This is a genomic window from Achromobacter sp. ACM02, from assembly GCF_014851605.1.
Taxonomy (GTDB): domain Bacteria; phylum Pseudomonadota; class Gammaproteobacteria; order Burkholderiales; family Burkholderiaceae_B; genus Achromobacter; species Achromobacter aegrifaciens.
The window spans coordinates 523,342-537,801 of sequence record NZ_JACUZY010000004.1 but is presented as its reverse complement, the minus strand read 5'-3'; the positions used below and the strand labels follow the sequence as shown (position 1 = coordinate 537,801).

Sequence of the window (14,460 nt, the reverse complement as noted above, 5' to 3'; positions counted from 1 at the left end):
AGGGTAGGCGCGGCGGCGGTCATGGGCAGGCTCTAGCGGGTGACGGCGATGAGGTCCAGTTTCAGTTCAGGTATGCCCGAGGGGGCATAGATGGCGATGCTGCGTGCCTGCAGCATGCGGTCATACAGCGAGCCGCGTGTTTGCAGGGTGAAGTAGCAGGCGCCCGGCTTGACGGGCACGGCGGGCGGAACCTGCGGCGTGTAGACGAGCTGCACGCCGGGCATGGCCGAGAGCACCAGCTTTTCCACGTCGTCGGGCGCGCCCACCTTGAAGCGCAACGGCACGGTCTCGGCCAGTTCGCTGGCCGGCGTGGTGGCGGATACCGACAGGTAGAGCGCGGTGGTCTCGTCGAGCTTGCCGGAATCCAGCCGGCCGACGTGGAACGAGGGGCGCAGTTCTTCCAGCACGATGGAGAAGTAGCGGGTGGAGATGACGGTGTCGAGCAGGTCGCGCAGGATTTCGTCCAGCTGCGCGAAGGCCGCGCCCGGCGCGTCGTGCTGGTAGGCCGGCAGGTCCGCCAGGGTGTGCACCTTGGAGAAGGTCATGAGCGCGCCGGCCAGCCGCAGCATTTCCTGGAACAGGCGCTCGGGATGCAGCTGCGGATTGTGGAACAGGTGCGACAGCGCGGAATAGGCTTCGTTGCAGGTGTGCAGCAGCCAGAACGAGGCCACATCGCCCGAGCGGAACTCGATGATGTTCTTGTTCGGTTCGCGGTGAAAGCCATAGAGCGCGTTGACCTTGGCCTGCAGTGCGTCCAGCAGCCGGCGCAGCTGTTCGAACAGCGCGCTGCACGCCTGCACCGTGACGCTGGGGGCGATGAAGCTGGTGTCCAGCTCGTAGCCGGCGCTGGCCGTGCGGCGCACGCGCGCTACGGGAATGGTCAGCAGCGCGTCGCGTGGCTCGTGTTCCGACAGCAGGCGCACGTTCTTGCGCAGGAAGGCAAGTTCGGCCGTGCTGGCGTTGGTGTACAGATCCGGCGCGGGGCTGTCCTGGTGCGCATAGCGCGCATCGAAGCCCTGTTCCTGGCGCGTGTCCCGATAGTTGCCGCCGATGTCCTTCATCGGGTGCAGCGCCAGGTAGAACACCGCCGTGCTGGCGCCGTCCAGGCCGTCCAGCGCGACCGCGGGCGGCAGGTCGTCGTTATGGGGGGCGCTGTAGATTTCGCCGTCGGGAAATATCGCGGAGAGCTCGGTGGCGCGCAGCATGCCGTTGGCAAGCGCCGCCGCGTCGAAGCGCGCCGCGCGCAGGCCCCATGCATAGGGATGCAGCGCGCGGCTCATTTCCGCGAGGCGGGCCTCGTGGTACGCGTCTTGGCGTTGAAAATGTTGGGGCCGCAGGAACAGCCCCTCTCCCCACAGTATCTTCGCTGAATGGCTCACGTTTGCTGGCTCTTGCTTCTTATATATAGAGGGCGTCGATGACGGCGGCTAGGCGCGGCTTGCGTTCAGTTCGGGCATTGCACCGAGCCGAGGCGGGCCGGGTCGAAGCCGGGCACGCCCGGTGGCAACACTATCTGTCCGGTGACCACGGTCATCGCGCAGGCATGGGCGCCCATGACGATGCCGGTGTCCTCGGCGGTCTTCACTTCGAATACGTATTTCCAACGCTGCGGCGCGGGCGCGTAGAACAAGCCCGCGACAGCGATGTAGGCAGCGGTTTTAGGCACTTTTTCCAGGTGTTCGTAGCGCTGGCCCGGCGTCAGTGTGACTTCGCGTGCAGCGATGATGCTGTCACCCAACGCCGCCTTTTCGGCGTCAGTATCAACCAATTGCGTGAGCGGTGCGCGCTGAAATGCCTCGGCATTCTTCAAATAGTATATTTTCGTAACCACAGCCATTGGCTGTCCGCTACTCGCATTCAAATTTTCTCCGGCATGTATAGCCAATTTCACATCGATTGGCGCATTCGGGTCTTTTTTCAGGCCCGCCATATCCATCATGCCGCCGGTCATTCCGGCCACCGCTCCGATCGCTGAAACCGCTGCGCAACCGCTGATTACGGGGCTTGCCGCGATGATGGCCGCTGCTGCCATGCACCGAGAAAAATAGAGATGTTTTGACATGGCTCTTTATACCGGAAGCCTGCGACAACATACAGATCACGGCACGATGAGCGAAGTTTCTGCGCGAGTTACATGAAGTAATGCACTGTAGTGCTGCGCTAACAAAAGGTTGTTGAAATACGCGGCCTTGGTTACACCCTCCTACATACCAAAAAAATGCACATATCCCGGGTTCTCCTCATCGGCGCAATGATGGCCTTCCTCGCGGGCTGCGCCACGTCCCCCAAGCCGCAGACCGACGCCGAGTACAAGCAGTCGATGACGCACGCCACGCAGACGCTGGCTGCCAAGGGCAACGATCAGGCGGTTGCCGAGTTCCAGGAAATAGCCCTGCTCAATCCCGCGCGCGGCGAGCCGTGGTCGTACATCGCCAAGATCCGCTTCGACGAGCAGAAGTACGGCGAGGCCATCGTCGCGGCCGATGAAGCGCTGAACCGTGACCCCGAAGACTTCACCGCCAAGACCGTGCGGGCCGTGGGCGGCCTGCGCGTGGCCATGCAATCGCTGGCCGATCTGCGCGCCAACGCGCTGTTGGCGGGCAACGCCCGCACTGATGCGGTGGCGCTGGCTGCCGCCATGCGTGAAACCCTGGGCCAGGACGTGCTGTTCCCCGAGGGTTACAAGCCCCCGCGCCCGCGCCAGCCGCGGCGCAACGATGCGCAGGGCGCGGCCGCCGCGCAACAGGCCAAGCCTGCCGCCAACGCGGCGGCGGCGACGCCGCCCGCTACGCCTGCGGCCCCCGCGGCGAATTCCGCTGCGGCTCCCGCCGCAAAGCCGCCTGTGGCCCCGGCTGCTTCCGGCGCCGCGCCGGCCGGCCGCGCGCCGGATCCGTTCGGCAACCTCCTCAAACCCTGATCGGGCCCCACGGCCTCTTCACTATGCACTTCGCTTGGAGCCCCCATGGCTAAGAAAGAAAGCGTTCAGAAAAGACTCCAGAAAGTACGTCCGCCGCGCGTGCAGCTGACCTATGACGTCGAGAAGGGCGACGCGATCGAGCAGAAGGAACTGCCGTTTGTCGTGGGCGTGGTCGGCGACTTCAGCGCGCAGTCCGAAGCCGAGCTGCCGCGCCTGAAAGACCGCAAGTTCGTCAACATCGACGTCGACAACTTCGACGACGTGATGCGCGGCCTGGAGCCGCGCGCCGCGTACCGCGTGAAGAACCGCCTGACCGACGAAGGCGGCACCTTCGGCGTGGACCTGAAGTTCCGCTCGGTCGAGGACTTCCGGCCCGAGGCCGTGGTGCAGCAGATCGAGCCGCTGAAGGAACTCCTGGACATCCGCACCAAGCTGGCCGACCTGCGCAACAAGCTGGCGGGCAACGACAAGCTGGAAGACCTGTTGGGCGAAGTGCTCAGCAGCACTGAAAAACTGCAGCAACTGACCAGCGAAGCCGGCAAGAACGGCAAGGGAGGCAGCAATGAGTAATTCCGCCGCCGCGCAGAACGTATCCGCGCCCGCCGCCGAGGCCGACTCGGGCCTGCTGGACCAGATCGTCGAACAGAGCCGCGTGGCCAAGTCCACGGCCGAGCACGACCGCGCCAAGGATCTCATCGGCGAGCTGGCCCGTGAAGTCATGAAGGGCACCGTCGTGGTCTCGGACAACCTGTCCGCGATGCTCGACGCCCGCGTGGCCGAGCTGGACCGCCTGATCTCGGCCCAGCTGAGCGAAGTAATGCACGGCGCCGAGTTCCAGAAGCTGGAAAGCACCTGGCGCGGCCTGCATTACCTGTGCCAGGAGAGCAACACCGGCCCGATGCTGAAGATCAAGGTGCTCAACGTCACCAAGCGCGATCTGGTGCGCGACTTCCAGACCGCCATCGACTTCGACCAGAGCCTGATGTTCAAGAAGGTCTACGAAGAAGAGTTCGGGACCTTCGGCGGTTCGCCGTTCGGCGCGCTGCTGGGCAACTTCGAGATCACGCGCCAGCCCGAGGACATGTACTTCATCGAACAGATGTCGCACGTGGCGGCCGCTTCGCATGCGCCCTTCATCGCCTCGGCCTCGCCCGAGCTGCTGGGCCTGGACAGCTTTGCCGACCTGGGCCGCCCGCGCGACCTGGCCAAGGTGTTCGACACCGTCGAATACACCAAGTGGCGCAGCTTCCGCGATTCGGAAGACTCGCGTTACGTGGGCCTGACCATGCCGCGCTTCCTGGGCCGCCTGCCCTATGACCCGAAGGAAGGCACTTCGGTAGAGGGCTTCAATTTCGTCGAGGAAGTGGACGGCACCGACCATGCCAAGTACCTGTGGTGCAACGCCGCCTGGGCCTTCGGCGCGCGCCTGACCGCGGCCTTTGCCGACTTCGGCTGGTGCGCGGCGATCCGCGGCGTGGAAGGCGGCGGCCTGGTCGAGAACCTGCCGACCCATACCTTCAAGACCGACGACGGCGAAATCGCCCTGAAGTGCCCGACGGAGATCGCCATCACCGACCGGCGCGAAAAGGAATTGAGCGACCTGGGCCTGATTCCGCTGGTGCATTGCAAGAACTCGGACTACGCCGCGTTCTTCGGCGCGCAGTCGGTGCAGAAGGCCAAGAAGTACAACACCGACAGCGCCAACGCCAACGCGGTGCTGTCGGCCCAGCTGCAATACATCTTTTCGGTATCGCGCGTGGCGCACTACCTGAAGGCCATGATGCGAGACAAGATCGGCAGCTTTGCCTCCGCGCAATCTGTCGAGAGCTTCCTGAACCGCTGGGTCTCGCAGTACGTGCTGCTGGATGACAACGCGAGCCAGGAGCAGAAGGCGCAGTTCCCCTTGCGGGAAGCATCGGTGCAGGTTGCCGAGGTGCCGGGGCGTCCCGGCGTGTTCCGGGCCGTGGCGTTCCTACGGCCTCACTTCCAGCTCGATGAGCTTTCGATTTCGTTGCGCCTGGTCGCGGAACTCCCCGCCCAAGCCCAGAAGTCGTGACCACCGTCGGATTCGACGATTTTTAACCAGAGAGGCTATTAATGAAGGACATCTACGTCAAATTCGGCAACCCCGCACTCAAGGGCGAGTCGCAGGACAAGGACCATCCGGACTGGATCGAAGTCGGATCGTGGCGCCATGAAATCATCCAGCCGCGTTCGGCTACCGCCTCCACCTCCGGCGGCCACACCGCCGAGCGCACCGAGCATGGCGAGATGGTCTTCACCAAGGACCTGGACGTGGTCAGCCCGCTGCTGTATCAGCACGCTTCCGGCGGCACGACGTTCGACGAAGTGACCATCGATTTCCTGCGCGCCGACGGCGAAGGCAACCGCGTCAAGTACCTGGAAATCAAGCTCAAGTACGTGATCATCTCGCGCGTGGCGCCGGAAGTCGTCAGCGAAGGCCTGCCGCACGAATCGTTCTCGCTGAAGTACGCCGCCGTGCAGTGGAAGTACACGCAGCAGAAGGTGGGCGGCAACCAGGGCGGCAACGCCCAGGGCGCATGGAGCCTCACCAAGAACGACAAGACGTACTCGGTCTGAACCTGACCGCATGAACGGCAAAGGCCCCGGCCGGTCCGGCGCCTTTGCTCAATGAGGCCGCGATGAAGGGATTCGAACCCAGCCTGTTCGACAAGTTGTTCGACGGCGACGGGCAGACACCGCATGCGTTGCGACGCCTGTCGGTGGAAGAAATCAAGGAAACGGTCGCGCGCGACATCGAGGCCCTGCTCAATACGCGCATGGTCTTCACAGAAGACTCGCTCAAGCGCTTTCCGAACTGCCAGCGGTCCATCCTGACCTATGGCTTGTCGGATTTTTCCGGCCTGAGCCTGGCCAGTCACTACGACCGCGAGTTCATCTGCCGGTCGCTGGAGCAGGCGATCGCCCGCCATGAGCCGCGCCTGACGCATGTGCGGGTGTTGCTGCAGGTGGACAGCCGCGCGACCTCGGTGCTGTATTTCGCGATTACCGCGATGCTGGACGTGGGGCCTGCGCATGAGCCGGTCACGTTCGACGCGACGCTGCAGCCGTCCACCTTGCAGTACTCGGTGAGCAAGGGCCGGGCCAAGGCCGCGGCGGCCGCCTGATAACAAACCATGCACGCGGGCGCCGGCGGCACGCCGCCGGCGAAGAAGGGAAAGATGGAAGAACTGCTGCCTTACTACGAACGCGAACTGGGCTTTCTGCGCGGTTCGTCGCGCGATTTTGCGCAGCGCTATCCCAAGATCGCCGCGCGGCTCGGGCTATCCGGCGAAACCTGCGAGGATCCGCACGTCGAGCGGATGATCGAATCGTTCGCGCTGCTGGGCGCACGCATCAACAAGAAACTGGACGACGATTATCCGGAATTCACGGAAGCGTTGTTCGAGGTCATGTACCCGCATTACCTGCGCCCGTTCCCTTCGTGCTCGGTGGCGCAGTTCGACATGGGCGGCATGGCCTCGCAGCTGACCGCGCCGGTGCGCATGGCGCGCGGCACGGAATTGAAGTCGCATCCCGTGCGCGGCGTGGCGTGCCGTTTCCGCACGGCGTATGACGTGACCCTGGCGCCGGTGAGCGTACGCCAGGCGGTGTTCGCGGCCACGGCCAATGCACCGTCTGCAGCCAGCCTGCCGGCGGGCGTGACGGGCCGGTTGTCGCTGACGCTGGCCTGCCTGGCAGAAACCCAGAATTTTTCCACCCTGGCGGTGGACCGCCTGCGCGTATACCTGCATGGCGAGCCCTCATTCGTAGCCGCGCTGCGGGACTGCCTGTTCCTGCGCACCGCCGCGGCCTATCTTGAAACGCAGCCGGGCCGCTGGAACCGCATGCAGGATGTGCCGCTGGCGGAGGTGGGGCTGTCCGAGGACGAAGCCCTGATCGACTTCCCGGCCAGCTCGCATCCCGCCTACCGGCTGCTGGCGGAGTACTTCGCGTTCTCCGAGAAATTCAACTTCGTGGACATCGACCTCGCGGCGCTCAGGCGCGCGGCAGGGCCGGTGCGTGAAATCACCCTGCATCTGGCATTGAAGGGCGTGCGCGCGGATTCGAACACGGCGCGCCTGCTGGAGTCGGCCTCCGCGGACAATTTCCGGCTGGGCTGCACGCCCGTGGTCAACCTGTTCGCGCAACGCGCCGATCCCATCCGCGTCACCCATGCGCAGGCGTCCTATCCGGTGGTGGCCGACGCGCGCCGCGCCTATGGCTACGAGATCTATTCGATCGACCGCGTGCGCCAGGTGCGGCAGAACATGCAGGGCGATTCGGTGGTGGAATTCCGACCCTTCTATTCGCTGCATCATGGCGAAACGCCCGAGGGCGCCGGTCACTACTGGACGGCGCGGCGCAATGCCATGGTGGCCGAGCGCAGCCCAGGCTACGAAATGGAGCTGTCTATCGTCGACATCGATTTCGATCCCTCGCTGCCGCAGACCGAGACCCTCAGCCTGGAACTGACCTGCACCAACCGTGACCTGCCCGCGCATCTGGCGGTGGGACAGCCGGGCGGGGACCTGTTCCTGGAGGGCGGCTCGATCGCGCGTGAGATCCGCATGTTGCGCCGGCCGACGCACACGCATCGCTTCCAGCAGGGGCGGGCGGCGCACTGGCGCCTTATTTCGCATCTGGCTCTGAACCACCTGTCGCTGGTCCACAGCGGCCTGCCTGCGTTGAAAGAGACGCTGCGGCTGTATGACCTGTCGCACTCCGCGGTGGCGGCGCGCCAGATAGAAGGGCTGGTCGGCCTGGACTACAAGCCTGCCACGCACTGGATGCCCGGCGAGCCGTTCGCGACCTTCGTGCGCGGCATCGAGATCCGGCTGACGATCAACGAAGACAACTTCGTCGGCACCAGCCTGCATGCCTTCGTGGCGGTGATCAACCGCTTTTTCGGCCTATACGTGCATGCCAACAGCTTCGTGCAGCTGGTTGTGCTGTCGCGCCGCGGCGCGGAAGAAATCCTACGGTGCGCTCCATGCAACGGCGACGCGATCCTAGCGTAATCGAATCGCTGCTGGCCGAGCCGCAGCGCTTCAAGTTCTTCCAGGCCGTGCGGGTGCTGGAGTCGTGGTTCGCGCGGCAGGAAGGCAGCCGCGCGCGCAATGCCGTGCCCGCGCACCTGCGCTTCCTGAACTCGTCTTCGCTGGGCTTTCCCGCCAGCGAGATCGCCGCGCTGACAGCCTATGACAAGCAGGGCCAGGCGCTGGAAGACACCGAAGCGCGGCTGGCGGCGCTGGCAGCGGGCAACCTGGGACGAGTGGAGATCGAACCGGCCTTCTTTGGCCTGTTGGGCGCACAGGGCGCCATGCCGCTGCATTACACCGAGATCCTGAGCACGCGCGAGAGCTCGCGGCGCGACCGCGGCGCCCGCGCCTTCTTCGATATCTTCTCCAACCGGGCGGCGGCGCTGTTCTACGCGGCCTGGAAGAAGTACCGCATGCCGGTGCGGCACGAGACCGAACAGGACCACCATTACCTGCCGCTGCTGCTGGCGCTGGGCGGCATCGGCCATCCGGCGCTGCGCGACCGCCTGCAGTCGGGGCAGGGTCGGGTGTTCGACGAATCGCTGGCGCACTACGCCGCGGCCGCGCGCCAACGGCCGGTATCGGCGGCCTACCTGCAACGGGTACTGGCGGACTACTTCCAGGTGCCGCTGCGGGTGGAGCAGTTCGTCGGGCGCTGGTATCACGTGCCGCCGCAGAACCGCACGCAGCTGGGCATGCCTGGCGCGGTGCTAGGCGTGTCGGCCATGGCCGGCGACCGCATCTGGCAGCGCGACATGCGCATCCGGCTGTGGATCGGCCCCTTGTCCAAGGACGCGTTCACCGACTTCCTGCCCGGCGGCGCGCGTGCCCAGGCGCTGGAGAAACTCCTGACCATGTTCGGCGGCATGAGCTTCGAATACGAAGTGCGGCTGGTGATGGCCAAGGAAGACGTGGGCGGCAGCGTGCTGGGCGAAGGCGGCGGCGCGCGTCTGGGCTGGAACTCCTTTCTTTGCACCGAAGCGGTGGCATCGGACCGCGATGACGCCAGCTACGAATTGCACACCATACATTGAGACTAGACGACCTGGAATATGGCCACACCCTTGAAGACCCTGATTGGAAAGCTCAACCAGACCTGCCGCCAGGCGGCCGAGCGCGCCGCCAGCCTGTGCATGGCCCAGGGGCACTATGAGGTGGACCTGGAACACCTGTTTTTGGCGCTGCTGGAAAAGCCGGCCAGCGATTTCAGCATCGTGGCGCGGCGCAGCGGTATCGAGGCTTCGGTGCTGGAAGCGGACCTGAATGCCGAGATCCGCGGCTTCAAGAATGGCAACACCCGCACGCCGGTGTTTTCGCCGCATCTGCCGCGGCTGTTCGAACATGCCTGGCTGATCGCTTCGCTGGACACGCAGACCACGCGCATCCGTTCCGGCCATCTGCTGCTGGCCTTGCTGACCGAGCCCGACCTGGCCCAGTTGGCGCGCCGCGGTTCGCGCCTGTTCGAATCGTTCAGGCTGGATGAACTGAAGCACGATTTCGCCGCGCTGACGGCGGGCTCCGAAGAGGCGGGCCAGTCGGTGGCGCTGGGCGACAGTCCGGCGGCGGACGCTGCCCAGGACGGCGCGGCCCCTGCTGCCGGCCTGTCCAAGACGCCGGCGCTCGACCAATACACCGCCAACCTGACCGAGCGCGCGCGCGAAGGCAAGATCGATCCGGTGATCGGGCGCGATGCCGAAATCCGCCAGATGATCGACATCCTGACGCGTCGCCGCCAGAACAATCCCATCCTGACCGGCGAGGCCGGCGTGGGCAAGACCGCGGTGGTCGAGGGGCTGGCGCTGCGCATCGTGGCGGGCGACGTGCCGCCGGCGCTGGCGGGCGTGGCCCTGCGCACGCTGGACATGGGCCTGTTGCAGGCCGGCGCCAGCGTCAAGGGCGAATTCGAGAACCGCCTGAAGAACGTGATCGATGAGGTCAAGCAGAGCTCCACGCCCATCATCCTGTTCATCGACGAAGCCCACACCATGATAGGCGCGGGCGGACAGGCCGGGCAGAACGATGCAGCCAACCTGCTCAAGCCGGCGCTGGCGCGCGGTGAACTGCGCACCATCGCCGCCACCACCTGGAGCGAATACAAGAAGTACTTTGAGAAGGACGCCGCGCTGGCGCGCCGCTTCCAGGTCGTGAAGGTGGAAGAACCCAGCGAGGAGCTGGCCGCCAGCATGCTGCGCGGCATGGCGCCGCTGATGGAGCAGCACTTCGGCGTGCGCGTGCTGGACGAGGCCATCGTGGCCGCCGCGCGTCTGTCGCACCGCTATATCAGCGGCCGCCAGCTGCCGGACAAGGCCGTCAGTGTGCTGGACACGGCCTGCGCGCGCGTGGCCTTGGGCCGCAGCGCCACGCCGGCACTGATCGATGACGCGCGCCACCGCCTGGCGCGCCTGGAGACCGAACGCGCCGCCCTGCGCCGCGAAGCCGCGGCGGGCGCGGCGCAATCCGCGCGCCTGCGCGAACTGGATCAGGAAATGGACGCCACGCGCGCCGCGTTGACGGACGCGGAAGCGCGGCTGGAGCAGGAAAGCGAGCTGGTCAGGCAGATCCACGCGCTGCGCGAGGAACTGGAAGCGGCGGGAACGGACGTGACGCCGGAACCCGCCGGCAAGCGCCGCTCGGGCAAGGCGGCCGAACCCGTCGCCACGCCCGGCCAGGCGCAACTGGCCGAACTGCAGCAGCAACTGCGCGCCTTGCAGGGCGAGGCGCCGTTGGTGCCGGCCTTCGTGGACGCGCAGGTCATCGCCGAGATCGTGTCGGCCTGGACTGGCATTCCGCTGGGCCGTATGGTCAACGACGAAATCCGCACGGTGCTGGAACTGCAGCCCCTGCTGGCCGAACGCGTCATCGGCCAGGACCATGCCTTGCACGCCATCGCGCAGCGCGTGCGCACCGCGCGCGCCGGCCTGGAGGACCCGAACAAACCCAAGGGCGTGTTCCTCTTCATTGGCCCCTCGGGCGTGGGCAAGACCGAGACCGCGCTGGCCGTGGCCGACGTGCTGTATGGCGGCGAACGCAAGCTGGTCACCATCAACATGAGCGAGTACCAGGAAGCCCACAGCGTATCGGGCCTGAAGGGCTCGCCGCCGGGCTACGTGGGCTACGGCGAGGGCGGCGTGCTGACCGAGGCGGTGCGCCGCCAGCCCTACAGCGTGGTGCTGCTGGACGAAATCGAGAAGGCTCATCCGGACGTGCTGGAGCTGTTCTTCCAGGTGTTCGACAAGGGCGTGATGGACGACGCCGAAGGCCGCGAAATCGATTTCCGCAACACGCTCATCATCCTGACCTCCAATGTCGGGTCCTCGGCCATCATGCAGGCGTGCCTGAACAAGAGCGCGGAGGAACGGCCCGATCCCGAGGCCTTGCAGGAACTGTTGGCGCCGCAGCTGTACAAGGCCTTCAAGCCCGCCTTCCTGGGCCGCATGAAGACCATCGCCTATTACCCGGTTGACGACGACGCGCTGGCCCGCATCATCGGGCTGAAGCTCGGCCGCATCGCGCAGCGGGTCCAGGCCAATCACCGCGCCGTCTTCGAATGGGACGAGGCGCTGGTGGAGGCCGTGCTGGCGCGCTGCACCGAGGTGGATACGGGGGCGCGCAACGTCGACCACATCCTGAATGGCACGCTGTTGCCGCAAATCGCGGAACAGGTGCTGGGCCGCATGGCGCAGGGCGAGGCCATCGCCCGCATCCGCGTTACCGCCGGCAAGAACGGCGATTTCCGTTACCGCCTTGCCTGACGCCGGAGCCTGACATGCCGATGGATAATGCCGGCCTTTCCCGAATGTCGATCGCGTCGGTCGACCAGGCCAACCGTTTGCTGGACCTGCGCACGCCGCTGGGCGCCAACCGGCTCGTCGCGGAAACGCTGTCCGCCACGGAGACCCTGTCGGACGGCGCGTTCCGGCTGGAACTGACGGCGCTGTCGGACGATGCCGGCATCCCCTTGTCCGAACTGCTGGGCAAGCCGGCGACGCTGCGCCTGCAGACCGCGCTGGGCCGCGAACAGCCCCGTGTCTGGAATGGCTACATCATGGCGGCCGAGTTCCAGGGCGCCAACGGCGGGCTGGCGCGCTATGGATTGACGCTGGAGCCCTGGCTCGCGTTTCTGCGCGCGCGCCGCGACAGCTTTGCCTATCAGGACAAGACAGTCATTGAAATCGTCGACAGCATCTTCGGCGATTACAAGGACCAGGGGGGGCTGGCGCCGCAATGGCGCTGGGTGGTGAAGGACCGCGCCGCCTACGCCAAGCGCAGCCTCACCGTGCAGTATCGCGAAACCGATCATGCCTTCGTCGAGCGCCTGCTGGCCGAAGAAGGCCTGTTTTACTGGGTGGAGCATGAGGCCGGCGAAGGCGAGGGCAGCCACACGCTGATCATTGCCGACCACAACGGCGCCTTTCAGCCCGGCCCGCAGGCCAGCGTGCGCTTCGCGCGCGCCGACGTGACGGAGACCGAGGACAGCATCCAGCAATGGAGCCGGCGCGCACGCTGGCAAACCAATGCGGTGCGCATGGCCAGCTGGGACTACCGCAGCGCCCAGGCCAGGCCGGTGGCGGCCCAGGTCGATGGCGGCGGCGCGAAGGGCGCGATGGATCTGGTCGTCAATGACTATCCCGGCCAGTACGCCTACGAGGACAGTGCGCAGGGCGAACGCCTGGCGCACATCGCGCTGGCCGCGCTGCGCGTGGGCCAGGAAAGCTGCGAAGGCGCGGGCACGGTGCGCACGCTGGCGCCGGGCCAGCGCTTTGAGCTGACCGGGCATTATCAGCAGGGCGGGGCCGCCTATGTGGCGATCGCCGTGCGGCACGAGGCCCGCAACAACTTCGACGAGGACCTGGGCCGCGCCGTGCGCGAGGCGCTGGGCGAGACCGGTCCGCAGGCAGCCGAGGCCGACTTCTACCGCAATACCTTTACCTGCATCGGCATCGATACGGAATTCCGCAAGGCCACGCGCGACGGGCACGGCGAACGCCTGCATCCGCGGCCCACCGTGTACGGCGCGCAGACCGCGCTGGTGGTGGGCGCCGAGGCGCCGGTGCACACCGACCGCGATCACCGCGTCAAGGTGCAGTTCCATTGGCAACGCGGCAAGGCTTCCAGCAGCCGCCTGGAGCATCCTTCGGGCGACGAGAACGCGCCGGCCAAGGACGAACTTGGCACGTGGGTGCGGGTGGCGGAGTCCGTGGCGGGCGGTGACTGGGGCGGGAACTTCGTGCCGCGCGTCGGCCAGGAAGTGCTGGTCGAGTTCCTGCACGGCGACATCGACCGCCCCGTGGTGGTGGGCGCGCTCTACAACGGCGCAGGCGCCGAGGACGCCGCGCATAACCAGGTGCAAGGCGGCGCCGCCAACGCCACCGGCAACGCGCCCGCCTGGTTCGCGGGCGGCGCCGACGGTCATGCGCACAACGTGGTGATGTCCGGTTTCAAGACGCAGGCGCTGGCCAGCAGCGGCCAGGGCACCGGCGGCTACAACCAGCTGGTGCACGACGACACGCCCGGACAGTCGCGTCTGACGGCTTCGACCACGCAGGCCGAGAGCCGCCTGAACCTGGGCCATATCAAGCAGCAGCGCGACAACGAAAGACTGCAGGACCTGGGCCACGGCGCGGAACTGTCGACCCGAGAGGCGGTGGCGCTGCGCGGCGGCTCCGGTCTGCTGATCAGCGCGGACCTGCGCGGGAACGCCGAGGGTGCGTTGCTGGACAGCTCGGAAGCGGCCAAGCAGATCGAGCGGGCGGCGCGTTCAGCGGAGGAGTTGGCGCAGGCGGCAGCGCGACAGAAGGCGGTGCTGGAAGACGATCCGGAAACACTGCCGGCGCAGGATGCATTGAAGCACGTCCTGGAGGTGATCGACGCGAAGCAGGACGCGCCCGAGGGCGAGCCCGTTGCCGCCTATAGCGAACCACAGTTGCAGGTGAGCGCGCCCAGCGGCATCGGCCAATACACGCCGGCCGACGCCTTCCTGGCGGCCGGGGCGTCGTTGGCGCAGGTGGCGCCGGACGTGAACTGGGTCAGCAGCGCCAACCTGGCGGTGGGCGTGGCCGGCGGCGCGGTGTTGTTCACGCTTGGCCGCAAGGCGTCCGGCGGCAGCCCGGTGCAGGGCCAGGGGCTGCTGCTGCATGCGGCGGGCGGCAAGCTGCGCCTGCACAGTCAGGATGCCAAGATGACTCTGTCCGCGGAAAAGGCGGTGACCTTCGCGTCGGCGCAGGCCGGCGTGACGGTGCAGGCGGCCAAGCGCGTGCTGGCGACGGCCGGCGGCGCCTATGTGCGGGTGGAAGGCGGCGGCATTCAGCTCCATGCGCCGGGGAAGGTCGAGCTGAAGGCCGGCGTGCATAACTGGGTCGGCCCGGAAAGCAGCCAGGCGAACCTGGTCTTCAACGAAGCCAGCCCCTTGTGCGAAGCGCGCGTGCGCGGCGCGGCCCAGCGCGGCGGCGCCGTGGTGCCGCTGGGTTGAGGCGGGAGGAA

The 14,460-nt window shown here is 66.5% G+C and carries 11 protein-coding genes; 9 read left to right on the top strand and 2 right to left on the bottom strand.

The window, feature by feature from the left end; genetic code table 11:
* Positions 1-32: 32 nt before the first annotated feature.
* Together tssK and tssJ are read right to left on the bottom strand one after the other, a co-directional pair.
* Positions 33-1,379, bottom strand: coding sequence for a type VI secretion system baseplate subunit TssK (gene tssK / locus IB258_RS14980; RefSeq protein ID WP_192352785.1), 1,347 nt, complete (start codon positions 1,377-1,379; stop codon positions 33-35).
* 65 nt (positions 1,380-1,444) lie between these two features.
* A complete protein-coding gene (gene tssJ, locus IB258_RS14975; protein WP_225588881.1) occupies positions 1,445-2,062 on the bottom strand; it encodes a type VI secretion system lipoprotein TssJ in 618 nt (205 codons plus the stop codon).
* 189 nt (positions 2,063-2,251) lie between these two features.
* On the opposite strand from tssJ, the gene IB258_RS14970 reads away from it, so the two are divergent.
* From IB258_RS14970 to IB258_RS14930, 9 genes are all read left to right on the top strand, one after another.
* The gene (locus IB258_RS14970; RefSeq protein ID WP_054452042.1) at positions 2,252-2,917 is read left to right on the top strand and encodes a hypothetical protein; all 666 of its coding nucleotides are present in this window, start codon (positions 2,252-2,254) and stop codon (positions 2,915-2,917) included.
* 45 nt (positions 2,918-2,962) lie between these two features.
* Positions 2,963-3,487: a type VI secretion system contractile sheath small subunit gene (gene tssB, locus IB258_RS14965; RefSeq protein ID WP_013396290.1), complete on the top strand. Its 525-nt coding sequence runs from the start codon at positions 2,963-2,965 to the stop codon at positions 3,485-3,487.
* Positions 3,480-4,973: a type VI secretion system contractile sheath large subunit gene (tssC, locus tag IB258_RS14960; RefSeq protein ID WP_059371264.1), complete on the top strand. Its 1,494-nt coding sequence runs from the start codon at positions 3,480-3,482 to the stop codon at positions 4,971-4,973. The genes tssB and tssC overlap by 8 nt, the downstream gene beginning before the upstream one ends.
* A gap of 41 nt (positions 4,974-5,014) precedes the next feature.
* A complete protein-coding gene (locus tag IB258_RS14955) occupies positions 5,015-5,518 on the top strand; it encodes a type VI secretion system tube protein Hcp (protein WP_006395404.1) in 504 nt (167 codons plus the stop codon).
* A 62-nt stretch (positions 5,519-5,580) separates the two neighbouring features.
* Complete coding sequence (gene tssE / locus IB258_RS14950; RefSeq protein WP_054452040.1) at positions 5,581-6,066, top strand: type VI secretion system baseplate subunit TssE; 486 nt, start codon at positions 5,581-5,583, stop codon at positions 6,064-6,066.
* Positions 6,067-6,120: 54 nt separating this feature from the next.
* Positions 6,121-7,959 (top strand): type VI secretion system baseplate subunit TssF, encoded by a 1,839-nt coding sequence (gene tssF / locus IB258_RS14945; RefSeq protein ID WP_175161380.1) that lies wholly within the window; start codon positions 6,121-6,123, stop codon positions 7,957-7,959.
* The gene (gene tssG / locus IB258_RS14940; RefSeq protein WP_175161300.1) at positions 7,923-9,014 is read left to right on the top strand and encodes a type VI secretion system baseplate subunit TssG; all 1,092 of its coding nucleotides are present in this window, start codon (positions 7,923-7,925) and stop codon (positions 9,012-9,014) included. The genes tssF and tssG overlap by 37 nt, the downstream gene beginning before the upstream one ends.
* An 18-nt stretch (positions 9,015-9,032) precedes the next feature.
* Entirely contained in the window at positions 9,033-11,732 is a 2,700-nt protein-coding gene (gene tssH, locus IB258_RS14935; protein WP_119450353.1) for a type VI secretion system ATPase TssH, read from the top strand.
* Between the two features lie 14 nt (positions 11,733-11,746).
* The gene (locus IB258_RS14930; RefSeq protein ID WP_192352784.1) at positions 11,747-14,449 is read left to right on the top strand and encodes a type VI secretion system Vgr family protein; all 2,703 of its coding nucleotides are present in this window, start codon (positions 11,747-11,749) and stop codon (positions 14,447-14,449) included.
* The last annotated feature ends 11 nt before the right edge of the window (positions 14,450-14,460 follow it).